Origin of the sequence: Pseudoalteromonas sp. L23 (assembly GCF_021728455.1) — a bacterium.
Lineage (GTDB): Bacteria > Pseudomonadota > Gammaproteobacteria > Enterobacterales > Alteromonadaceae > Pseudoalteromonas.
The window spans coordinates 240,936-263,610 of record NZ_JAKKCW010000004.1; the positions used below are offsets into that span (position 1 = coordinate 240,936).

Consider the following 22,675-nt stretch of genomic DNA (forward strand, 5'->3'; position numbering starts at 1 on the left):
ATTGCCCCTGTTGTTATTTCTGGAGAATGCAAAGTGACTAATAAAAGTAAGGCCATTAAAGGCTTCACCCTAGTTGAATTGTTAATTGTAATGGTTATCCTCGGATTGCTGGCCTCAGTGATCGCGCCAAGGATGTTTAGTAAAGTAGATTCAGCTCGTGAGGCAAGTGCCAGAGCGCAGATGCAAGTATTATCCACCGCATTGGACGCATATAGACTCGATCTTGGCTACTATCCAAATAGTTTGGACGATCTCGTTCAAAGTGATTTACCTCAGTGGGACGGCCCTTACTTCTCTAAAGCTATTCCCAAAGATCCATGGAATAATGCCTATTTATACGAACGCAAAGCAAATGAGCAAGGCAGAGAAGATTTTCAGCTAAAAAGCTTAGGTCGTGATGGCAAGTTGGGCGGTGAAGGTGAAGATGCAGACGTGGAACTCTAAGGTTAAGTCTTGGGTAGAAAATAATGTTATCTTAGAGCCTGGAAGACTAGAACAGGCTGAACGATTTTTAATCGACACCGATGATAAGCTAGATACATTGTTGATTAACTCTGGATGGCTAGATGAAGAAAAAATTCCAAACCTTTATGCATCTTTGCTAGGTTGTAAAGTGTGGCAGGGGATCCCTGAGTACTCAGATGATGCACTAGCGGCATTAGAATCAATCAATGTTGAGTTTTTGTTGAATAATGACTTTATACCTTTAAATGCAAGTCAAAAATGTATAGAGGTTGGCTTTAGCAATCCACATTGTCCGCATGTCATCGACTATTTAAGATTACTAAATGCCGAAGTGGTTTTTTATGTGCTATCGAGCAAAGAGATTGAACTGCTCAAAGAGCATTGTAAAACGTTTATCTTTAAGCATGAAGTGACACCAGTAAATGCTGAAAACCTTAACGCGCTTAAAGAGCTTGCATTAGGCGCTCCTACTGTCAACTTGGTAAACAGTCTAATCAATAAAGGCGTTAGGCTTGGTGCATCGGATTTACATATTGAACCTGTCGATGGTCGATATCGAGCACGTTACAGAATTGACGGTATTTTAAAAGAAGCAGAACCGATCCCTAATAGCTTACAGCTTGCAGTTGTATCTAGGATAAAGATATTGTCGGGTATGGATATTGCTGAGAAGCGAAGACCACAAGACGGAAAGATTGCAATGAAGGCGGGGGCGACAGATTTAGATATCCGCTGTTCAACACTTCCTCTAGGGGAAGGCGAAAGTATAGTAATGCGGTTTTTGATTAAAAGTGCTGTACGCTTCAATTTGTCAAATCTAGGATATTCTGAAGATTTGATTGAAAAGATCAATGCTGATATCAAGAAGACGTCAGGAGTGATACTTATGACCGGTCCTACCGGTTCTGGTAAAACAACTTCTCTATACTCATTCCTAAGTCAGATAAATAGTCCTGATGTTAAAATTGTCACATTAGAGGATCCAATCGAATATCAGCTTCCCGGTGTTAATCAAGTTCAAGTCAATGCAGAGATTGGCTATGACTTCTCGACGGGTCTACGTAGTATTGTTCGTCAAGATCCAGACGTTATCATGGTTGGTGAAATACGGGACAATGAAACAGCAAAAATTGCGTTACAATCAGCTCTGACTGGTCACTTAGTATTTAGTACTGTGCATACCAACGACGCTCCGTCAGCCTACACGCGGTTGCTAGATTTAGGGATCCAAGAATATCTTTTAAATGCAGGCCTTGTTTCTATTATGGCGCAGCGTTTAGCGAGAAAGCTTTGCGAGCATTGTAAAGAACCTCTGTCTGCGCAAGAGTCTGAGTTTTTAGTATCAAAATATGGCTTAGATAAGTTAGCCGAGAAATCCATTTCTTTATTTAAACCGTCGGCTTGCTCCCATTGCGAGCAAACAGGTTATCAAGGGCGAGTAGCCTTTTTGGAGTATTTACCCTGCGATAGTGACGTAAAGAGAATGGCAAAAGATGAAAAGCTTTTAGACAACTTATATGAACTGATGAAACAAAAACATCTAAGAACGTTAAAGGAAGACGGCTTTCTCAAAGCAATCCAAGGGATCACGACAATTGATGAAGTGTTAAGGGTGGCTGGGTGAGTAAGTCCTTCAAATATAAAGTTGTTAATGAGTCAGGTATGGTGGAACAAGGTGAAGTCCATGCCACCAGTTTAGCTTCGGCGCAAGCTAAACTGGAAGAAGACTTTAAACTTGTGTTATCAGTAAAAGAAAATAGTACGCTTTTTGAACGTAACCGAGTCAGCTTGAAAGAACTTGAAGAAGCGACTAGTCAGCTTGCGACACTGTTACATAATGGCCTACGAATTGATAAAGCGATAGCCGTACTTGCTCAAGCAAGCAGTAGCTCAGCGATAGGGGGAGTTTGGCGTCAGGTATTATCTGATTTGAAGCATGGCGGTTCTCTTAGTGATTCGCTAGCAGATAAGCCTAATGTTTTTCCTAAGCTATTCGTTGAAATGACAAAGATTGGTGAAAGTACTGGAACACTACCCTTAGTATTTGAAAGATTGAGCCAGAATTTACGCTTTCAATATGAACTTAAAAGCAAGGTAATGCAGGCTGCTACCTATCCAATTTTTATTTTGATTGTTTGTATTTTAGCTATTTGGGGCATTTTTACTTTTGTAGTACCAAGTATGTCAGCAATGTTTGAAGGGGTGGATCAAGTTCCTGAGTACACTCAATTGCTGTTAAATATGTCGAGCTGGGTTATTCAATATCAAGGCGTTATATTTGTTGCACTCATTGGTATTCCAATCGGAGTTGCATTAGCCCTGCAAAAACATCAACTGAGAACTAAGCTACTAAACTTCTTAAGTGGTTTCCCGATAGCTAAAAGTCTAATTACGTTTTCAGATCGAATTAGATTTTCTACTGCCTTGCAGCTTACGTTGGAAAGTGGCGTTAGCCTTTCGTCCAGCCTTGAATTAGCAAGTGAGACAGTTATCAACCCTCAATTGAGCGATAAGTTGAAGAAAACAAAAGTCGAGGTTTCCAGTGGTGAAAGTATTTCTGGAGCGGTAGCTAAGCTGAAGCTTTTCGATGAAATTTCGCTTTCTCTGATCACTGTTGGTGAGGAGAGCGGCAATTTAGAAATGTCGTTTTCAGAAATATCACGGAGAAGTCGACAGTCTTTCGAGCAATGGTTAATGAAATTTACAGCGCTATTGGAGCCGCTTTTAATATTGATAATGGGTGGCATTGTTGGCTCAGTCGTTATCGTTATGTTATTAAGTATTGTGTCTATGAACGATGTCTCTTTCTAATAAAAAAGGTTTTACCTTGGTGGAGCTTTTGATTGTGCTTGCGCTTGTAGGGCTTGCAAGCTCCATTGTGTTGCCAAATCTATGGGGACAGTTAGATAAAATAAGATACTTGGCAGAGAAACGGCAAGTAACGGCTTTGCTTGAGTATGCGAGACTATACGCCTTTTACAACAACCAGCGTCTGTTGATTTCAAGCCAAGAGACTTCGTTAACCATTACCTTGCCTAAGCTTGAAACATCAGAGGTGAGCTCGGGTGAAGATGACAAGCCATCTAGCCTCGAGGACGATATTGACTCTGAAGTACCAAGTAGTCAGAGTGTTCGAATTGTAAAACAGGTGCACTTCAAACATGTAAAACTCAATGAAAAGGACTTTGAAATATCTCCTCTTTCCTATATCGCATTTAGCCATAGCAGCTTGGAACTAATAAAAGGGTCAAATGGTGAAAGCTAATAAAGGTATGACTCTAATTGAAGTTCTGATTGCGTCCATTTTACTATTCATCGCTATTACGAGCTTAACCTATGTTATGCGATCGTATTTCCTTTTTGAAAGTCGTCTGGATAGGAATCTTGTTCGCGCCAAAGTGGTTGAGCTAGCTTTGGACGAAATACAATACCAATATCAATATCTAAGCAAAAACAAAGGGGAGCTTGTTGTTGATGGTATGGTTTTCAACTGGGGAGTTGAAGTTTTAGAAAAGAAGAAAGCGCAGCGTGTGATTTCAGATGAGAATGGGCAGTCCTCCGAAGTGGGTGAAATCGTCCTGTATGAGGCCACGGTTTATGATGCTCTAGATGAATATGAGGTCGCGAAGTTTAAAGATGTATTTTGGCAATTTTAAACCAAAGCAAACAGCCTTCACGTTAGTTGAAGTACTTGTTGCGATGACTATTTTTAGTATTGTCATTGCTATATCCGTTTCTTCTTATCGGTTTGCGCTACAACAAATGGGTAAGAAGGTCGACAAGGCAGAGGTTCGAGCTTTAGCTTCTTTAAAAGTGTTGAGGCAGCAAATGAAAGGAGTGAAACCTTACTTCGTTAGCGTTTATGATAAGCCTAGCGATATGCCGTTTTTTGTGGGCAGTCAAAAAGAAATTACTTTTATTACCGAAGCTTCATTGCTCACAAAGTCCCCTCTTTCCATCGTTAGTTTGTTCTCTACGGATCAAGGGATAAGCTATTGCGAGTTGCCATTCGGCAGCGTAGGACTGCCGGATTATAGACAAGGGAATGATCGGTGCGAAAACCCTACTGTACTCTTTGAAGGGGAGAATGTACGTTTTCGCTATTTTGGTTGGAAAGACCAGTTTGAGTTTTATAACTACTTTTCTGAATATTTTGCACCTCCAACAAAACCTAAGCCAACATGGTATAGCAATTATGATGGAAGGGAGCGAGGGATAACTCCGATTTTTATTGAAATATTGTTTGATACAAACAACGGTGAAAGTGAGTCTTTTAAAGTACGACTACCAGAGTTTAACTACCTAGAGCGGAATACTCAAAATGCATTTGAAGGCTAAAAATGACGGTGCGGCACTGCTAATCGTTCTTATGATTTCAGCCTGCCTAGCAGCTATTATGATGTTTTTTTCTACTCAAGGGCAGTTAACCAATAATTATACTGAGATTTTGAAAAATAGAAGCAATGTTGAACTTGAGGTACACTCCATCCAGTCCGAGTTAGTATTTGAATTAATTACAACACCACTGAGTGTACTTGGGCCAACGAGTAGTTCGGGTGAGCAATTTACTGATAGTACATTTTTCGACAATATCAACGGTAAACCCTTTAAATATCGAGATTACGACATTGTAGTACAGGATCTGTTCGGTGTAGTTTCATTAATGCCATTTGATGAAAAGCGATTTCGGCAGCTTATTTTACGTGAAACAACGCCTGAAAATTTGCAAACTATTATGGACAGGCTTGACGATTGGCAGGATAAGGATGATTTAGTGAGGTTAGAGGGAGCTGAAAAGGGTGACTACGAGCAACCATTTCTGCCAGCAAACAAAACAATTCAAAGCAAGCAAGAATTACGTTATATCTTAGGTGATGAGTCGCTTTTTGAAAAAGTTGCAGGCAATCTTGTGATGTATGGTTCGCCGTACCTTGTTCGACAATTTGCACCAAGCAATTTATACTCCGTGCTTGGCTTTTCCAACAATAGCGACACCTCAGGCAGCGCAGAAAGTGGAAATGAGAGGGTATACCCTAGTGGTCGTTTTAAGATAAAAATTTTGTCTAGAACCAATTCAAATTATGCCAAGCAATTTGTTTTTTACAGAGGGGTTGGCTCGATACGCCCTTACTTTATTAGTAATGAGAAGTTAGTTTTTTAAATATGCATGAGAATCTGAAAAAGCTAGGCTCAGTCAACGCGTTACTGTGGTTGAAGTACACCATCAATGCGGCTGGAGAGTTGGAATCTACAGAACGAAAAAAGCCCTCGTTTGCGTTAGGGACAGCATGTGTTGTTGCTCGGCAGCAGCTTTGGGTAATTGAAAGAACATATGCGCTTAAGCTGCTTCCGGAATTAAAGAACCTTATCAACGCAGAGAAAGCGACTAAATTACCGCTGAAAGGTGAGGTATTTTGGCAATTTCGTCTGCTTAGTGACGCCAAAAAATTCAAGCTCACTTTTTTTGTCTTGCCGTCAGCGGCCAAAGAGCAAATTCCTGATGACTGTTTATATATTATACCTGAGCATGATCGGGTGGAAGATGAGTCGCCATTTGCACTCTTAAGTACTGAAGGAAGCACTCAAACTGAATTATTAAAGACTGCGGACACCCTATCTTATACTGACCTATTCAGTTTACGAACAAAAACTCAGGTCAGTAAAGCAACACAAAAAATGAGTAATAAAACGTTGGGGATTGCGCTGTCAGCGCTCGCAGGGGCCGCTCTGTTGTCTACTTCTCTCTATACTGAATACAAACTATCGACACTACAAGCACTGAAGTTAGCGAATGAACCAGTGGTTGATGAGGCATTATTAAAACGAAAGACCTTGGATGGTCGAGGGGCGCAAATTGAAGGATTAACAGTGTTTTTTGCAGAAAACCCGAATGTATTGAATAAGTTAGCTTTAATTGATACTGGGGATATAGAGGTGATGTACGATCAAGTTGTTATTATTCCAACAGGCGCACAGCTCCGAGGAAGGACTGCGAATGCCACTGCTTTGCTACAAAAGTATAGTGAAGCGGAACATGTATCAGAAGCAAAGTTTACTAGGGCGTTAATCAAACATAACTCAGGTAAAGAAATATTCTCAATACAGGTAGATTGGAAATGAGTGCGCAGTTAACACCAAAAGCAAAGTTAGGCTTAGTAGCGATCATAGGGATCCTTGTGTTGGAATTTTTTGTCTTTCCTTGGTGGGATTGGGTAGCTGATAAAAGAAGAGAAATTGATAGCCTTAATCAATTAATAAGCAAACAACAGAAGGTAATAACGTCCGTTGATCTATTAGACGAGAAACAAAAGCGCTTTGAAGCTGAACTGCAAACATTTGCCAACCTTCCCCGTTTGAAAAAAGACGATAATGTGAGCTTGATTTGGTTAAAAGCAATTGATGATGCAACTGCGGAACTCGAAATAGAAGTTAATAATAAATCTCCAAAGCGAGCGGTAAAAATAAATGATGGTTACTCAGCTTTTACAGGAAATTTGCACGTAGAAGGGCCGCTTAATCAGATCATTGCGCTGCTAGATAGTTTAGAAAACATAGAAAAAGGAAAAAAGGTGAGACAGGTATCTTTTTTCCAAGAAATTGCTAATCAAGGATTTGCAACGGCAAACATTGAATTTGTGCAGGTGTATTCAACATTATGAGAAACTTAGCCATTTTTTTTACGGCGTTAATTTTTGCCTGTTATTTGTTTATATCGTACATCATAAGCCTTCAAAGCTCGTATGAAGAGGTTAATTTAAACAACGAACTTGACCAAAACCAGAAAGCAAAAGTGACGTTTGAGAAGTTTGAACCAAAACGTTTCGCAGATTTTTTTAATGTTGAATACAAAAAAATCGAAAAAGTACAAAGTAATGAAAAGAAAGTCACAGAGGTAAAGGTTTCACCTATCGCAATATATGTAACCGGTGGAAAATCTCAGGCGCTGCTTAGGGTCACGGGTGACAATATTAATGAGATAAAACCAGTCTCAATTGGTGAATCATTTTTCCATTATACAGTTAATGATATTATTGCAGGTTCAGTTATTATATCTGATGGTAATAATATCAGCATTGAAATGTATAAAAGTGTTCTATTAGAGGTTGAAGTATCCCCACAAGCTGGAGACGTTTAAAGTGGTATTTTCAAAAATAAATCATAACGCCTTATTTTTTAGCGTGTTGTTGGTTTCCGGCTGTGCAGCCAACAACCCAAAGTTAAACAAGGAATTAAAAGTTACCCCTTCAATTATTAGCAGTGAGCGCGCTGCAATTGAAAGTGAAAATCTTGAAGAAAGCGGGAGTAAATCCGAACGCGTTTACAGTGAAACTGACATTAGTGACTGGGGCGGTGTATCGGCAGTAAATCAAGATTCTATTGATGTGCCTGCGTTAGAAGGGCCAAGTGTATCATTTGCCGCGGATGAACTGCCAATAAAAGAGTTTTCTAATCGTGCATTTCAAGAAATTTTGGGTATCAATTATGTACTATCTGCTGAATTAGCTGCATCTAGTAAAAAGCTGACATTAAATTTCTCTGAAGAAATTCCACGTCCTGAGTTTTACCAGGCTGTTATTAAAACAATGCAAGAAAGTGGAATTAGCGCGTACTACAAAGACAAAATTATCTACCTTACTTTAGCGCAGGGTAGGGACAAGAAAAACACAATTTCTGTTGGTATAGGTAAAGCTGTAGAAGATGTTCCTGATGTTGGAGGAGCTATCACTCAAATAGTTCCATTTGTATATAGCAGCAGTAGAAATTTAACTAGCATTTTAGATAAGTTATCGACAGCGACGGTAACCGTTTATGGAGCTCAAAAGTTACTTATATTAGAGGGCGAGAAGAGTGAAATAATTAGAGCGGTTAACCTGATTAATATGCTTGATGTCCCAAGAGCATACGGAAGAGAAATCAGATTATTTGAGTTTGCCCACATTGCACCTGACGATGGTGTTAAGAAAATTAGAGAGCTGCTAACTGAAGATGGATTAGCTATGGGCTCTAGCGGCGATGTATCCTTTGTTACCATTCCACGTATCAACTCTGTTGTTGTTTATGCCAGCAGTGCGGAAATTGTGGATAGAATGAGCTTCTGGGCACAAAAAATAGATGTGCCAATAGCTGGAGATGAGCGCCAATATTTTGTGTTTAAGCCGCTATATGCAAAAGCAGAAGATATGAAAACGGCATTAGCCCCATTATTGCAGAATTTCCAATCAGATAAAAACGGTGAGAGCAGCTCAGCTCAAGGCGGATCAACCCCTGATGGAAAGCTAAGCTTCTCTTTGAATAAACAACAAAACTCATTGATATTCTATGCGACAAAAGACGAGTACCGCTTGGTCGAATCTCTACTTGAAAAGATGGATTCTTTACCGGGCCAGGTAATCCTTGATGTCACTATTTTAGAAGTCACATTGACAGACTCAGCAGCCACTGGAGTTGAATGGGCGTATAACAGCAAGGGGATGAAGAAACCTGGAAGTAGTTTTACCCTGAGTAGTGCTGAAGGTGCTATTGCTGGTACGGTAATATCAGGCAACTGGAAAGCTGAACCTCAATGGAAAGATAAGAGCGAAGATATTCGAGTATTATCGAGACCATATTTTATTGTCAGAGATGGCGAATCTGCAACAATCAACTCTGGGCTGCAGGTACCAATTATTACCCAAACGGTAGAAGATATAGGTAATAATAACTCGGTATCAAATTCCGTACAGTATCGTTCTACAGGGATTAGTGTAAGTATATCGCCAACGATTAACTCACAAGGAGTTATCTCGTTATCCGTTTCTATGTCAAATAGTAATGCAGAATCGAATGAGTTAGGTGGTTCAAATTCACCGGTGATTACAAACCGTTCAATTAGCACCGAAATATTATCGAGTGATGGGCAGACGGTTGCATTAGGGGGGCTTATCCAAGAGTCTAAAAATGATCAGGACAATAGCGTCCCCTTACTTTCAGAATTGCCATTACTAGGTAATCTATTTAAAAGTAAGTCTGACTCTGTAACCAAAACAGAGTTAATCATGTTGATAACAACCAAGATTGTAAAAGAGTCTACCGAAGTGGATGACTTCACAAATGCACTGTCAGAGCTTTACAGTACACCTATAACGATTAATTAGGTCGGGTTGAAGCGCTGCTCACTAAAGGTGAACAGCGCTTTTGAGTTGGTTAAGAGTTTTGTAACAGCCTAGTACTAATTGGCTCATCCTGAAACTAATTTGATTTATTGAATTACTTGAAGATCTAAACGATCTTACTATCCTCAAATTTCTGCTTTTTGAATCACACAAGCAAAAAAATTGCAATTCAAGTGTAAGAATTGAAACCAAAATCAACCATGCACACTCCACAAAAACACCTGTTTTAAATCAAGCTGATTGATATTGTTTCACCGCGTTATGGGCTAGTGAAGCAGGTAAAACTCATTGATTGGTAGTGCTTTCTAAGTCGAGCAGATTCAGTTGCTAGGTGAGGTTTAGGCGACGCTTACAGCTTTTTTATGTTTAGCTATTAAAAGTGCAAAGCACTGTGCAATGGCAGTGACAGAAGTGCTGTTGACAAAGGTAATGCTCAGTTTGGATTGATTTAGTGCAGCCAGTCTGAGCATCAAAACGCCAATATTCAGAATCGACAGTCGACTTCCTGTGGTAAAAATACGCCATAGCTTATGCCGTGTTACGATATACATCGTCAGCAGTTAATGTTTCATTTTATGGAGGAAATTATGTGCTTTTGATATGGTCCTTACTCAGGTAATCAAGATAAACCATCAGTGCGGCGACAAACGCAGACCAAAGCGCAGAGCGGTAGGCATCTAAGGGAGTGCCTGTAAAAGCATAAAGAATAGCTGCGGTAACAGACAAGTGAGCTGATACGGACAGTTTAAGGTGTGTAAAACCTAAAGTAGCAATATGCCTTCTTGAAGTAAAACATACCTTCAATGAATAAAAATAAAAAATAATCAATACAGATGTAATAGCAATAAGACCAAATAGACCATATCTAAATAAGTAATCTAAATAGGTATTCTCTATGATCACTCCGTCATAGGCGAGAGGGGAACCTGAATACCAGTATTCAAGACCTTGGCTCAAAGCGGTAATTGTTTGGGCTTTTCTAGTTGACGTTGAGCCATCCAATTCACCTGAACTCATCAACTCAATAAATTGGACAATATACTGTAAATTGATATCTAGCTGGAGGATGGCAAGTATAGCTAGGCCTATAAAACAGCCTTTTAAAATAAGCAGTTTTTTTGCTATTCCTAAATTCAATGCAACGGATAAAGCTGAGAAGTAAATGGCAATTATTGCGGTGGCTAGATATCCCGTCTTAGATTGGGAAAGAAAAATGGCTAAGAAGATAAAAGTAATGCTAATGCCAGCTGCTACTTTCTTTTTTCCTAGGAAAAACTCCATAATGCAGTAGACAAGGAAAAAACTGAGGACATAGCAGGTGATGTATACCCATTCAAAGGTTCCTGGAGCTCTAAATCCGAAGCCAGCATAAACTTGCCTTGAGTTGATGATTTTTAATGCTGGTATATCACCTAAAATGATCTGCAATGCGATAAAAACTAGCTGCAGAATCATCATTCCAAGCAGCACTTTAGTAAGTTTTGGTAAGTCTTGTAGTTGAAAGTGTGTGCGTAACAAAGAAAAGAATGCTGCAGTATAAAAAAACAGAAAAAATGGCTTAATTAATACGCCAAAGTGGAAGCTTGAAAAGTGTTGCCACTGAAATGGAAATGTAATCAGCATTGCTACTGTAGGTAATAAGTAGACATATGCCAAGCTAGGTAAAGCGAACTTTGTCCTCGTTGCTAAAATGCTGATAGTCAACATTCCAAGCATTACAATAAAGTAAGACTTTTGCATAACCGTTGGCGCAATTGACGGTATGAAGTACGTAGGCCAATAGAAAAGAAGAAATATGGCCGCAAAAGTTACAAATTGAGGAAAGCTAGCTCGTTGCATTGACTACTTCTTTTTTAGCATGTGATATAGGTAGCTAACAATAAACTTCGGATATTGGCGGATAACGCGATCCCGAACATGTTTGTGTTTAACCATACGTTGTAGCCACCGTAGTCCTAATTTCTTTATTATAGGGTGGTAATAATCTGGTTTTATTGAAGTCTGTGTTAGAAATCCACCACAAGTAATGAACAGCATAGGTAAGTGAATTTTGTTTTTAGCGGTTACGCAGAATTGCTCTTGATATGGAGTACCCATACCAACTAATACTACATCTACGTTGCGTTCTTCCAACTCTTTCAATACGGGGGCTGTATCATCAATATACCCGTCTCGAGCATAAACAATATGAATATTTGGATATTGTTGCTTGAGGACCTTTACTGCTTTTTCATTTTCGTCTGCAGTTGCACCAATAACAGCTAAATTTAAATGTTCGTCACTAATATGCTGAAGAAACGGTGCTGCAATTGAGCTATAGTCAAAACTTGCACGCGTTATTTTAGGTAGAAACAAGTTATTTAGCTTACAAAGTAGCGCACCATCTGAAAAAAAGTAATCAATATTTTCGACCAGCTCAGGCCGTTTTTGTACTTCATGGTAAGAAAATGGGTTAACGAATGAAATCGCAACAGGCCTGTCTGCCTTTAAGGCATTTGCTCGTATTGCATCAAACTGGTCGCCTGAGTAAATTTTTTTATTGAGAAGGTCTTTCATAAAAAGTGAATTTTATTACCGTAGATTAGTTTATTGGCTTGTAATAGCCTTTTCGTATTCCGCTCACAAATAACAACATTGCTATCAAAAAGAGTAAATTACCAAAGTTGTAATTTGTATTCGTTGGTAACAACACTTTGATGTATTACCAACGTCTATGTGTTTATCTATTTCTTTGTGAGTAAAAGCGGACGAGATAGATAAAAGTTGCAAATAAACCACCTAAAATCGTTAAGATGATTACGATAAAAGCGCGCTTTGGTGCATACTTCTCTTCTTCGAAGCTTGGTGGATCAATTGTGGTAAAGATATATTCGTCTTCAATTTCAGTGAGCATTTTTTGCTTCGTTTGCTCTTCAATCAAACGATAAAAGACCACTTGCATATCTGCAATAGTTGTTTGTTCTAACTTTCTATTTAAATACTCAATACTTTTTTCAGCTTGCTTGATGTCGTAAGTTTGCATTGTTTGATTAATTTCGCTTATCAATGTGTCCAATATCTTCTGGGCAAAGTACGGCGAAAGGTGTTCAAACGAAATGGTAAACATCCCATTTCTTTGCTCTTCTACACTAAGCATTTTGGAAAAAGCTTTGTAGGTTTCCCACAGTTGTGCTCGTTCATCCAACTCAAGGAACTGAGTCGTCTTAGGGTCTATTATTGCCTCGTCAAGAGTGAGCGTATTAGTTTCAACATCCCATGATTTGGATGCGATGAGTGGAATGATTAAGTTCTGTTCATCAAATAATCGGTATAAAAATTCTTTGCTTTGAAGTTTTGCCAGTGCGACTTCAGTTTTAAATCCACCGTTTTGGGCTGGTGAAATTCCAGCTAATGCAGCAAGTCCTCCTAAAGAACTACCTAAGTCAGCTGATGCATTTTTCAAGCTTTGTGTTGGTGCTAACACTACGCTCGAACGATATGTGTTTGGTAAGCTGAGCGCTAACATCACTCCGGCGATAGCAAATATAAAACTGATGCCTAATATCATTAGTTTTGCTGACCATAAAAACTTAGCTAATTCTGAAAATTCAGGTGGTTCATTCCGCGTGATTAGTGTCGACTCGGACATTAGGCAATTATTCCATGATGCTTAAAAAAAGATGCATTATACAGGATTTGAAAGATCAATAAACAGGTTGCTATGTAATCTTAATAGGCATGTAAAGTATGGCTAAGCTTGGATATTTTTACTGATAAAACATGTGATTATCATTAGTTTGGACAGCGGGGCTGCTTTTGTTTAAGACAAGAGCAATTCACGGGTTAACGTTAAATAACAAAAGATCACAACAAGAACGTTTTTATTCGTTTCAAATTTATGTAAAACATCTATTGAAGCGGTTGTTTGGGTAGTGCATTGGTGGTATCAATCGGCTATAATGCTCCAGTTTTAAAGAACACACCTGCATGCGCTCACTGAAGAGGTTGTAAACGACAAAGAGGTCATAGAGTGGTTTTATATTTTTACATTCACAGATTTTGTACTTCAAACTCGACTATTCAGGTGAATTCATTAATGGAGAATCTATAGTGGAGCTCATGTTAGCCTTATTGTTTTCGTTCGCAATGTCTTTAGCCGCAATTGGTGTCGTGCGGCCCATGGCGATCCGTTTTAATTTGGTTGATAAGCCGAACGAGAGAAAGAAGCATGAAGGACATATACCCCTAATCGGTGGAATTGCCGTTTTTAGTAGTATTTTCATTACATCTAGCCTCTTTTTTCCTTTTAGTATCGAATTAGGTTGTTACCTTTTAGCATCAGGCCTCATGGTGCTGATAGGAGTGATGGATGACAAGCACGATTTGAGTGTGCGCTTTAGAATATTTTTTCAAATTGTTGTTGCTTCCCTAATGATATTCTCGATAGATAGTTATATTCAAAATCTAGGGGATCTTTTCTCATTTGGAGACATTAATCTCGGCTGGTTTGGCGTGTTATTTACCTACGTCGCTGTGATCGGAATCATCAATGCTTTTAACATGGTTGACGGTATTGATGGACTTTTGGGGACTATGGCTATCATTACGCTGAGCGCGATATCTATTCTGTTGTTTTTGAGTGGGCAAGAAAATTTACTGTCAGTTTTGTTGGTAGTCGCTCTAGTTCCTTATTTGATTTTCAACTTGGGTGCTTTTGGAACTCAGTATAAGAAAATTTTTATGGGCGATGCTGGCAGTATGTTCATTGGTTTTACCGTGGTGTGGTTACTTGCCATCAACACTCAAGGGGCGACAAGTTCTTTTAGGCCCGTAACAGCACTTTGGATAGTTGCTGTTCCTTTGATGGACATGGCGGCTATTATTATTCGTCGTATACGGAAAGGGAAATCACCATTTAGCCCTGATCGCGACCACCTGCATCACATATTTTTACGCGCCGGCTTTAACTCACGACAAGCCTTATTAGTAATCTCCCTGATTGGTGCTTTATTTGCGTCGATAGGCGTTGCGGGAGAGCTATTTGAGATTCCAGAATCTGTGATGTTTGTCGCTTTTATCGGAATTTTCTTAGTTTATAACTACGCAATTTTGCATGTATGGCGAATCCTAAAATGGTACAGAAAGCACCGCGCATAGGGTTCTCTTTGCTGAACAGTTAGCGCAGATCTGAGCAAGCTTAGGGTTGCGCTAATTCTTCAATCTAGATGATTAGTAGTTCAAAAATACAAGTAAATGGTGTGAATGCGCTTAAAGTTATTCATGTTTCAAAAACCATTCTCGGTCAGTGTTATCAAGTTTCAAAATCCTGCTAAAATTTCGCTATATAACCGGAACTCGGGATAAGAAGTTAGTTAAGCTATTAAAATACCTAAGTTCAAAAGCGCAATATCACGCTAGCCAGAAGTTACTTCTTAATACAAGGCAAATTTGTGCGCCAATAGCTAGTCTATTGCAAGCAAATTAACCAGTCCGCTCTTTTCTTTACTGTAAAATGCGCTTTTAACGCGCACTCTAACATTTGAGAGATCCTCAACTAAGTTACTCCTAGTGGGTGAGTAATACTCCATATAGGAGGTAAGGTTGAAATTTTGTTCTTATTATTAACAACTATGCAACTGTAAGTGTGCTAGGTCTTTATCGTTTTGAGTCACTGGTTTCCAACAGTATTTTTGAAAAGCCATATCTGAAATAACAGTTTTTGTACGAAGAGAACGAGTAGAAAGTGTTATCTATCTTTATTAGAACATAAGAGATCATGAGGTTCTACCTCACTTTAGTTTGTAGGGAGTATTCATTTATGTGCTTAAAATTAATGTTGTGTAATCGCACTTAACTAAATAGCTTGGCGTTACAAAGCGTTGCTAAAAAAGCTGCTGTTTGCGTTTTATTGGCACTGTTTTAGGGTGGACGCAATTGAGAATATACGTATAATAGTGAGCCTAAACCGTCAGGCTTATTTATAGGAACGCAACGCATGGAATGCTGGTATTTGCTCTACTGTAAACCAAAACAGGAATTCAGAGCACAGTCAAATCTTCAAAGTCAAGGGATCGTATCTTGCTTCCCGACTTTCATAAAACAAAAAAACTCAAGTGCGAAAGCGGTAACACAACCTCTTTTTCCACGGTATTTATTTGTTCGTCTTGATCCACATTCTTCACACTTTTCTGCGGTAAAAAACACTCGAGGTGTTGCTAATTTCATTCGATATGGAATGGATCTGCAAATAGTACCGGATGAACTAGTTAATGAGCTCATGCAATCTTGCAATGTTGAGGTGCAATGCGACTTGAAAGAGGGCGATCTGGTTCAGTTGACAGACGGTTGCTATAAGGATATTCACGCAATATTTCAACAACCTGACGGAGAAGTTCGAAGCATTTTATTAATTAAATTGCTTAATCAGTATACGAGAATAGTTGTTGATAACAGCACAATCAAAAAGGTACAATGAAAAATCAATCCTTTATTCTTATTTATTTGTAATATTAAAGGTGTACTGTGTTGTCGGTTAAGTTATCTGAAGTTGAAATTTAAACCTTCTCTACTCAAAAGAGCAAAAACAGAACGGTGTGAGTGGATTTGGCCCCTGTAGGCTGGATTTACTCTGCAACTTTGATTCTACTAAGAATAGTAAATTAGCTGGATAACACAGCAGCAAGCTACTGTAAAAGCACAAAGCTATGGCTGTTAGCTGAGCGGCACTTTATTTGGGTGCGTTAAGTTAAGTGTAGATACATCATCTTGAGATATATTTGCGGCCGAAGCACAACAAATAAAAACTAGAACAGCATTTAGGAGCTGCAACCTAAGGGCGGAAGCGTGCCTAAATATATTGAGAAGGGTTGAGTCAGGCAGTTGTGTCCCTAGATGGTAGATGAATAGACGTTCTATCTTAGTGAGACTGTATTAATTAGCTCTTCGTTCTATATTTAGTGTGTTAGTTGCGAAATGGTGAATAAAACGGGTTGTGCTAAATAAAGGGCTCAGGTGAAAATTTGCGGGATTAAGACACAAATTCTTATCACATAGCAGATAAAACACGGAACTAAGAGTGAGAACAGCTGCAAAACCTAGTACTCACTTGCGATTAACAATCGTGCATGCTTTAATTAGCCCACGAAATTTCTGTTGTCTATACGTTATTAAGTAAAAGGCAATAAAAGTAATTAAAAGAAAAGACTATAAACACTTTTGGGAAGATACAATGGCGCTACGCTGTAAAACTATCATTGCTTCAACTGTATTACTTGCAATGAGTGGCTGTACACTCGTTCCAGGTGGCCATTTCGAAGGAATAGGTTCTGGTGAACAAACTGCAAACCTTGAGCGAGATCTTGAAAAAGTAAATATTCATATTATCGACTCGCAATTGGTGCAAGAACATAAAATCAAACGAGCGAAACAAATTGATCACTCGTCGCTCGCGGGTATTGATGTTTCAAATTATGAATATCGTCTTGGCGTAGGTGATGTAATCACCATTGGTGTGTGGGATCATCCTGAACTCACCATTCCAGCAGCTGTACAACGAACAGCAGAGTTTGACGGTTTCCGTGTTCAAGCCGATGGTACAATCAACTTTGCTTATGCGCCAAAGGTTCCTGCTGCTGGTCGCACAGTAACCGAGCTTAGAACTGACCTTGCAAAAAGGCTAAGTCGTGTTATTGAAGAACCGCAAATCGACGTGAAAGTGGTTGGTTTTAAAAGCCAAAAAGCGTATGTAACCGGTGAAGTTACAAAACCTGGTGTGTATCCAATCACAGAAACTCCAGTGACACTCATTGATGCGATAAACCAAGCAGGCGGTTTAACAGAAAGCGCAGATTGGGAAACGGTAACCTTTACTCGTGGTGACAAAACAGAAGTTATTCAACTCGATGATTTTTATGCCGAAGGTGATATTTCACAAAATCGCTTACTTAGACACGGTGATATTGTACACGTAAGTCGTAATGATAAACGCAACGTGTATGTGTTGGGTGATGTGATTAAAGCGGGCAAAGTAGACGTAAACCGCTATGGTTTAAGCCTAGCTGAAGCGCTAACGGATGTTGGTGGCTTTAACGAGCGTACAGCAGACGCAAACGGTGTTTTTGTCTTGCGTAAGCGCGACCTGCAAAAAGATGGTGTGCTTGCAGATGTATATCAGCTACATGCTAAAAACGTAGCCTCTTTAGTACTTGCTGAACAGTTTGAACTTGAGCCACAAGATATTGTGTATGTGACTAGCGCGCCACTTGCTCGTTGGAACAAAGTTATCAGTTTATTATTGCCTTCACTGTCTACAGTGGATGCGATTCAAGATATAGAAAATCAGTAATTGTGAGTACTCATGTTTGATAGTGTTTTAATGGTTTGTGCAGGTAACATCTGCCGCAGTCCTACGGCAGAGTATCTGCTAAAAAACAAACTAAGTGGCAAAAATGTAGCTGTTTCGTCAGCTGGATTAACCGCCCTAGAAGGAAAAGCCGCTGATGCATTAGCGCAGGAGTTGGCGAAAGAACAAGGAATCGACATGAGTGAGCACCAAGGTCGCCAGTTAACTGGTACCTTGGTCGCACAAAATAGTCTCATCCTCGTAATGGAGCAAAGGCATTTAACTGATCTTTGCAGCCGTTACCCTCAAGCTCGTGGCAAAACCTTTTTACTTGGTAAATGGATTGGCGATAAAGAAATTCCAGATCCGTATCGCCAATCACGTGAAGCGTTTGAGCATGTTTATGAGCTTATCGATAGCGCCTGTGGCGCTTGGCAACAGTATTTATAAGGATCCGTGAGTATATGAATGCTCAGCCAAATCTTATCTCTAACCAAAAGTCATCAAAAGAAGAGACGCAAGAAATCGATTTAATGGCGCTAGTTGGCGCATTATTAGATGCTAAGTTTTTTATCGCAGGCATTACTGCACTATTTATGCTGTTAGGTATAGCCTACGCAATATTTAGCACGCCAATCTACCAAGCAACTGCAATGGTACAGGTAGAGGAAAAGGGCGGTTCTGTTCCCGGTTTTGATGATATGTCTGGTATGTTTGAAAGTACCTCTGCCGCAGTAACCGAAATTGAGCTACTAAAATCTAGAAGCGTTATTGGTGAAGCGGTCGACACATTAAATTTAGATACAGTGGTTAAACCTAAGTTGTTTCCGGTTATTGGAGGGCGCAGCTTCCGTAAGTTTGTTGCACAAAGTGAAGGTGAAGTAGCTGAGTCAAGCCTCGGCGCAAACTCTTACGCATGGGGTGGTGAGCAAGTTGAAATACACCGATTTAAAGTGCCAAGTGGTGCCATAGGTACTTCTTTTATTTTACAAGCTAGGGCTGATGAGTCATTTGCATTATTAACTAGTGATGGTGACGAAGTACTTGCAGGTAAAGTGGGCGAGGAAGTAAAGCAAGGTCAATTTGAGCTGACCATTAAGACTTTGATAGCACGTCCAGAGACCGAGTTTTCAATCGTTAAACGTAACCGTCTTCAGACGATTTTAGATCTGCAAAGTGCAATATCAGCGTCTGAGAAGGGGAAAGACTCAGGTATTATTAACTTGGCACTTCAGAGTGCTAGTCCTGAATATGCAGAAAAAGTGTTAGATAAAGTGGCTGGTATTTATGTGCGTCGCAACGTGGAGCGTAATAGCGCGGAGGCGCAGCAGTCTCTTGAGTTTTTAGAGGTGCAGCTTCCAGAAGTTAAACGTAACCTAGAACGTGCAGAAAAAGCCTTTAATGACTACCAAATTCGCCAAGAATCTATTGATATTAGCCTAGAAACACAAGGCGTTTTAGAGCAAATTGTAAAACTAGAAACTAAACTGCAAGAGTTAGAGCTAAAGCGTTTAGAACTTGGCCGTAAATTTAAGCGTGAACACCCCTCTTACCGCGGTGTGGTAGAGCAAATTGATACCGTAAAGCGCCAACGCAACGAATTAGCTGGTGAAGTACAAGGCTTACCAGAGACTCAGCGCGAGCTGCTACGCTTAAAGCGTGATGTAGAAGTAAATAACGAAATCTACACGCTGCTTTTGGGTAAAACGCAAGAGTTAGATATTGTACGCGCGGGTACGGTAGGTAACGTTCGCATAGTGGATTACGCAGAGGTAAATACTACCCAGCCAGTCAAACCTAAAAAAGCACTAATCGTTGTGATGGCAACCATGTTGGGCGGAATGTTAGCCGTTGCGATTGTACTGGTGCAAAAAGCACTGCACAAAGGTATTGAAGACCCAGCGGAAATAGAAGCATTAGGTTTGCCTGTATACGCCAGCGTGCCATTCTCAGAGTACCAAGTAAAACTCACCGGTTTTGCAAAGGCGCGTAAGGGCAAAGTGGCAAAGGCAAAATCTATACTTGCCATGGATAACCCAGCAGACCTTTCTGTTGAGGCGCTACGTAGCCTCCGTACTAGCTTGCACTTTGCTATGCTAGAAGCAAAAAACAATGTTATTGCTATCTCAGGCCCAAGTCCTGGCGTGGGTAAATCCTTTATTACCGTAAACCTTGCCACTGTGCTGGCGCAAAGTGGCAAACGCATTCTTGTTATTGACGCTGATATGCGTAAAGGCTACCTGCAAACTCAGTTTGGCATGAAATGGGATGACGGTTTAAGTGATTACCTCTCTGGCCGATTGAATTTAGCGCAGGTGATTAAGCCAAGCCAAGTTGAAGGTTTGCAAGTAATGACCCGAGGCCAAATACCGCCTAACCCTTCAGAGCTACTAATGCATGAAAACTTTAGCAAGTTGATTGGTGAAGTGAGCAAAATGTACGACTTAGTTATTATTGATACACCGCCAATCTTAGCGGTAACAGACCCTGCTATTGTGAGTGCGCATGCAGGCACAACATTACTAGTAACCCGTTTTGGTCAAAACCATGCAAAAGAGCTAGAAATTACACGAAATCGTTTTGAGCAAAATGGTATTGATGTAAAAGGGGTGGTATTCAACGGTGTTGTTCGTAAATCAACTAATGCCTATGGTTACTACGGCTACTACAACTACGAGTACAAATCAGATAAAGCATAGCAGGTTATGTCGCTGCAACCCGTAGCAGCGACTTTACGTCGCGACTCGTAGAACGGCTTTACGTTACGGCTCGTAGCAGCGACTTTACGTTACGACTCGTAGCAGCGACTTTATGTCGCGACTCGTAGAACGGCTTTACGTCGCGACTCGTTGCAACGATTTTACGTTACGACTCGTAGCAACGATTTTACGTTACGACTCGTAGCAGCGACTTTACGTCGCGACTCGTAGCAACGGCTTTACGTTACGACCAGTAGCAGCGACTTTATGTCGCGACTCGTAGAACGGCTTTACGTTACGACCCGTAGCAGCGACTTTACGTCGCGACTCGTAGCAGCGACTTTATGTCGCGACTCGTAGCAGCGACTTTACGTCGCGACCCGTAGCAGCGACTTTACGTCGCGACCCGTAGCAACGACTTTATGTTACGACCGTAGCAGCGGCTTTACGTTACGACTCGTAGCAGCGACTTTATGTTACGACCCGTAGCAACGATTTTACGTTACGACTCGTAGCAGCGACTTTACGTCGCGACTCGTAGCAGCGACTTTATGTCGCGACTCGTAGAACGGCTTTACGTTACGACTCGTAGCAGCGACTTTACGTTACGAATCGTAGCAGCGACTTTATGTCGCGACTCGTAACAAAAATTAAAATTGCGGCCAAATATAAAACGACAAGAGCGGTCGGACATATTCCTTAACTTTCTTCTAAAGAAATCAAAATTAAACATTCACCAAGCGAGATGTATATGGATTTAAATAAAGTAAAAATTGGTGTTATAGGGTTAGGCTACGTCGGCCTTCCTCTAGCGGTAGAATTTGGAAAAAAATATGCAACACTTGGTTTTGATATTAACCAAAACCGAGTAAATGAATTACTTGCAGGGCATGACTCAACGCTAGAAGTCAGTGATGAAGAGCTAAAAGAAGCACCACACTTGCAATACTCTTATAACGTAGGCGATCTTAAAGCATGTAATCTATACATCGTAACTGTACCTACTCCAATAGATAAGCACAAACAGCCTGACTTAACACCACTAATTAAAGCCAGTGAAATGCTAGGAAAGGTCGTCGACAAGGGCGATATCATTGTTTATGAGTCCACTGTATATCCTGGTGCAACAGAAGAAGCATGCTTACCTGTTGTAGAGCAAGTTTCTGGTCTTAAGTTTAATCAAGACTTTTTTGCTGGGTACTCACCTGAGCGAATTAATCCAGGTGATAAAGAGCACCGAGTAACCAATATTTTAAAAGTAACCAGTGGTTCAACACCTGAAGTTGCTGAGTTTGTAGATCAGTTGTATAAGTCAATTATTACAGCAGGCACACATAAAGCGAGCTCAATTAAAGTTGCAGAGGCGGCCAAGGTAATAGAAAACACCCAACGTGATGTAAACATTGCCTTGATAAACGAGCTCTCTATTATTTTTAATAAACTCAATATCGACACCCTTGAAGTACTTGAAGCGGCAGGCACCAAGTGGAACTTTTTACCATTCCGCCCAGGTTTAGTGGGGGGACACTGCATTGGCGTTGACCCATATTATTTAACCCATAAAGCACAAAGTGTTGGTTATCATCCTGAGATGATCTTGGCCGGTCGTCGTCTAAATGATGGTATGGGTAAACATGTGGTATCTGAGCTAGTCAAAAAAATGCTGAAAAGACGCATTCAGGTTGAAGGTGCAAATGTTTTGGTGATGGGATTAACCTTTAAGGAAAACTGCCCAGATCTTAGAAATACCAAAGTAGTGGATATTATTACAGAGCTTAGTGAATACAATATCAACGTAGATATTGTCGACCCTTGGTGTTCAAATGAAGAAGCACAACATGAATATGGCCTCTCATTGACTGCTGAGCACAAGCATGGCCACTACGATGCGATTATTCTCGCTGTAGGTCACAATGAGTTTAAAGAGCTTGGTGCTGAGGAAATCAAAAAGCTAGGCAAAAAAGAGCACGTATTGTACGACTTAAAATATGTGTTACCAAAACAAGCCGTGGATATACGGCTATAAAAACAGAGTCTAA

At 40.1% G+C, this 22,675-nt stretch carries 20 protein-coding genes; 17 read left to right on the forward strand and 3 right to left on the reverse strand.

Going from position 1 to position 22,675, the window contains the following annotated elements:
- The first annotated feature begins 33 nt into the window (after positions 1 to 33).
- Genes gspG through L3V43_RS23805 form a run of 11 tightly spaced genes read left to right on the forward strand, consistent with a single transcriptional unit; the run spans position 34 to position 9,599 of the window.
- The gene (gene gspG / locus L3V43_RS09755) at positions 34 to 444 is read left to right on the forward strand and encodes a type II secretion system major pseudopilin GspG (RefSeq protein WP_010605785.1); all 411 of its coding nucleotides are present in this window, start codon (positions 34 to 36) and stop codon (positions 442 to 444) included.
- Positions 425 to 2,089, forward strand: a complete 1,665-nt coding sequence (locus tag L3V43_RS09760) for a GspE/PulE family protein (RefSeq protein ID WP_235366810.1) — start codon at positions 425 to 427, stop codon at positions 2,087 to 2,089. Before gspG ends, L3V43_RS09760 begins: the two co-directional genes overlap by 20 nt.
- Positions 2,086 to 3,276 carry a type II secretion system F family protein gene (locus L3V43_RS09765; RefSeq protein WP_010605783.1) on the forward strand — a complete coding sequence of 397 codons (1,191 nt, stop codon included), beginning with the start codon at positions 2,086 to 2,088 and terminating at the stop codon, positions 3,274 to 3,276. The genes L3V43_RS09760 and L3V43_RS09765 overlap by 4 nt, the downstream gene beginning before the upstream one ends.
- Positions 3,263 to 3,730, forward strand: coding sequence for a type II secretion system protein (locus L3V43_RS09770; RefSeq protein WP_266069667.1), 468 nt, complete (start codon positions 3,263 to 3,265; stop codon positions 3,728 to 3,730). The genes L3V43_RS09765 and L3V43_RS09770 overlap by 14 nt, the downstream gene beginning before the upstream one ends.
- Positions 3,717 to 4,121 carry a prepilin-type N-terminal cleavage/methylation domain-containing protein gene (locus L3V43_RS09775; RefSeq protein WP_102056088.1) on the forward strand — a complete coding sequence of 135 codons (405 nt, stop codon included), beginning with the start codon at positions 3,717 to 3,719 and terminating at the stop codon, positions 4,119 to 4,121. Before L3V43_RS09770 ends, L3V43_RS09775 begins: the two co-directional genes overlap by 14 nt.
- The gene (locus tag L3V43_RS09780) at positions 4,102 to 4,803 is read left to right on the forward strand and encodes a type II secretion system protein (protein ID WP_010605780.1); all 702 of its coding nucleotides are present in this window, start codon (positions 4,102 to 4,104) and stop codon (positions 4,801 to 4,803) included. Before L3V43_RS09775 ends, L3V43_RS09780 begins: the two co-directional genes overlap by 20 nt.
- Positions 4,787 to 5,626: a type II secretion system protein GspK gene (locus L3V43_RS09785; RefSeq protein ID WP_102056089.1), complete on the forward strand. Its 840-nt coding sequence runs from the start codon at positions 4,787 to 4,789 to the stop codon at positions 5,624 to 5,626. Before L3V43_RS09780 ends, L3V43_RS09785 begins: the two co-directional genes overlap by 17 nt.
- Positions 5,627 to 5,628: 2 nt before the next feature.
- Positions 5,629 to 6,585: a hypothetical protein gene (locus L3V43_RS09790; RefSeq protein ID WP_102056090.1), complete on the forward strand. Its 957-nt coding sequence runs from the start codon at positions 5,629 to 5,631 to the stop codon at positions 6,583 to 6,585.
- Positions 6,586 to 6,644: 59 nt separating this feature from the next.
- Complete coding sequence (locus L3V43_RS09795) at positions 6,645 to 7,124, forward strand: hypothetical protein (protein ID WP_158299099.1); 480 nt, start codon at positions 6,645 to 6,647, stop codon at positions 7,122 to 7,124.
- Complete coding sequence (locus tag L3V43_RS09800) at positions 7,121 to 7,600, forward strand: hypothetical protein (RefSeq protein WP_010605776.1); 480 nt, start codon at positions 7,121 to 7,123, stop codon at positions 7,598 to 7,600. Before L3V43_RS09795 ends, L3V43_RS09800 begins: the two co-directional genes overlap by 4 nt.
- Before the next feature lies 1 nt (position 7,601).
- Positions 7,602 to 9,599 (forward strand): secretin N-terminal domain-containing protein, encoded by a 1,998-nt coding sequence (locus L3V43_RS23805; protein WP_010605775.1) that lies wholly within the window; start codon positions 7,602 to 7,604, stop codon positions 9,597 to 9,599.
- A 603-nt stretch (positions 9,600 to 10,202) separates the two neighbouring features.
- Here the strand turns inward: L3V43_RS23805 and L3V43_RS09810 are convergent.
- From L3V43_RS09810 to L3V43_RS09820, 3 genes are all read right to left on the reverse strand, one after another.
- Positions 10,203 to 11,456 (reverse strand): O-antigen ligase family protein, encoded by a 1,254-nt coding sequence (locus tag L3V43_RS09810; RefSeq protein ID WP_010605773.1) that lies wholly within the window; start codon positions 11,454 to 11,456, stop codon positions 10,203 to 10,205.
- Between the two features lie 3 nt (positions 11,457 to 11,459).
- Positions 11,460 to 12,173 (reverse strand): WecB/TagA/CpsF family glycosyltransferase, encoded by a 714-nt coding sequence (locus L3V43_RS09815; protein ID WP_237116469.1) that lies wholly within the window; start codon positions 12,171 to 12,173, stop codon positions 11,460 to 11,462.
- Positions 12,174 to 12,336: 163 nt separating this feature from the next.
- On the reverse strand, positions 12,337 to 13,245 hold the full coding sequence (locus L3V43_RS09820) for a Wzz/FepE/Etk N-terminal domain-containing protein (protein ID WP_010605771.1): 909 nt from the start codon (positions 13,243 to 13,245) through the stop codon (positions 12,337 to 12,339).
- 470 nt (positions 13,246 to 13,715) lie between these two features.
- Between L3V43_RS09820 and wecA the strand changes: the two genes are divergently transcribed.
- From wecA to tviB, 6 genes are all read left to right on the forward strand, one after another.
- On the forward strand, positions 13,716 to 14,753 hold the full coding sequence (gene wecA / locus L3V43_RS09825) for a UDP-N-acetylglucosamine--undecaprenyl-phosphate N-acetylglucosaminephosphotransferase (RefSeq protein ID WP_039841210.1): 1,038 nt from the start codon (positions 13,716 to 13,718) through the stop codon (positions 14,751 to 14,753).
- A gap of 838 nt (positions 14,754 to 15,591) precedes the next feature.
- Positions 15,592 to 16,071 (forward strand): transcription/translation regulatory transformer protein RfaH, encoded by a 480-nt coding sequence (gene rfaH / locus L3V43_RS09830; RefSeq protein WP_010605769.1) that lies wholly within the window; start codon positions 15,592 to 15,594, stop codon positions 16,069 to 16,071.
- Between the two features lie 753 nt (positions 16,072 to 16,824).
- Positions 16,825 to 17,940, forward strand: a complete 1,116-nt coding sequence (locus tag L3V43_RS09835) for a polysaccharide export protein (RefSeq protein ID WP_010605768.1) — start codon at positions 16,825 to 16,827, stop codon at positions 17,938 to 17,940.
- Positions 17,941 to 17,952: 12 nt separating this feature from the next.
- Positions 17,953 to 18,387, forward strand: a complete 435-nt coding sequence (locus L3V43_RS09840) for a low molecular weight protein-tyrosine-phosphatase (protein ID WP_010605767.1) — start codon at positions 17,953 to 17,955, stop codon at positions 18,385 to 18,387.
- Positions 18,388 to 18,401: 14 nt separating this feature from the next.
- The gene (locus L3V43_RS09845) at positions 18,402 to 20,636 is read left to right on the forward strand and encodes a polysaccharide biosynthesis tyrosine autokinase (protein WP_237116471.1); all 2,235 of its coding nucleotides are present in this window, start codon (positions 18,402 to 18,404) and stop codon (positions 20,634 to 20,636) included.
- A gap of 751 nt (positions 20,637 to 21,387) precedes the next feature.
- Positions 21,388 to 22,662: a Vi polysaccharide biosynthesis UDP-N-acetylglucosamine C-6 dehydrogenase TviB gene (tviB, locus tag L3V43_RS09850; protein WP_237116472.1), complete on the forward strand. Its 1,275-nt coding sequence runs from the start codon at positions 21,388 to 21,390 to the stop codon at positions 22,660 to 22,662.
- Positions 22,663 to 22,675 lie beyond the last annotated feature (13 nt).

Excerpts from the sequence above, each read along its gene's own strand:
- wecA (WP_039841210.1), top strand. The coding sequence starts at position 13,716 with ATGTTAGCCTTATTGTTTTCGTTCGCAATGTCTTTAGCCGCAATTGGT.
- L3V43_RS09780 (WP_010605780.1), top strand. The coding sequence starts at position 4,102 with ATGTATTTTGGCAATTTTAAACCAAAGCAAACAGCCTTCACGTTAGTT.
- L3V43_RS09815 (WP_237116469.1), bottom strand. The coding sequence starts at position 12,173 with ATGAAAGACCTTCTCAATAAAAAAATTTACTCAGGCGACCAGTTTGAT.
- L3V43_RS09790 (WP_102056090.1), top strand. The coding sequence starts at position 5,629 with ATGCATGAGAATCTGAAAAAGCTAGGCTCAGTCAACGCGTTACTGTGG.
- L3V43_RS09785 (WP_102056089.1), top strand. The coding sequence starts at position 4,787 with ATGCATTTGAAGGCTAAAAATGACGGTGCGGCACTGCTAATCGTTCTT.
- L3V43_RS09820 (WP_010605771.1), bottom strand. The coding sequence starts at position 13,245 with ATGTCCGAGTCGACACTAATCACGCGGAATGAACCACCTGAATTTTCA.
- L3V43_RS09775 (WP_102056088.1), top strand. The coding sequence starts at position 3,717 with ATGGTGAAAGCTAATAAAGGTATGACTCTAATTGAAGTTCTGATTGCG.
- L3V43_RS09760 (WP_235366810.1), top strand. The coding sequence starts at position 425 with ATGCAGACGTGGAACTCTAAGGTTAAGTCTTGGGTAGAAAATAATGTT.
- rfaH (WP_010605769.1), top strand. The coding sequence starts at position 15,592 with ATGGAATGCTGGTATTTGCTCTACTGTAAACCAAAACAGGAATTCAGA.
- L3V43_RS09840 (WP_010605767.1), top strand. The coding sequence starts at position 17,953 with ATGTTTGATAGTGTTTTAATGGTTTGTGCAGGTAACATCTGCCGCAGT.
- L3V43_RS09770 (WP_266069667.1), top strand. The coding sequence starts at position 3,263 with ATGTCTCTTTCTAATAAAAAAGGTTTTACCTTGGTGGAGCTTTTGATT.
- L3V43_RS09835 (WP_010605768.1), top strand. The coding sequence starts at position 16,825 with ATGGCGCTACGCTGTAAAACTATCATTGCTTCAACTGTATTACTTGCA.
- tviB (WP_237116472.1), top strand. The coding sequence starts at position 21,388 with ATGGATTTAAATAAAGTAAAAATTGGTGTTATAGGGTTAGGCTACGTC.
- L3V43_RS09845 (WP_237116471.1), top strand. The coding sequence starts at position 18,402 with ATGAATGCTCAGCCAAATCTTATCTCTAACCAAAAGTCATCAAAAGAA.
- L3V43_RS09810 (WP_010605773.1), bottom strand. The coding sequence starts at position 11,456 with ATGCAACGAGCTAGCTTTCCTCAATTTGTAACTTTTGCGGCCATATTT.
- L3V43_RS09800 (WP_010605776.1), top strand. The coding sequence starts at position 7,121 with ATGAGAAACTTAGCCATTTTTTTTACGGCGTTAATTTTTGCCTGTTAT.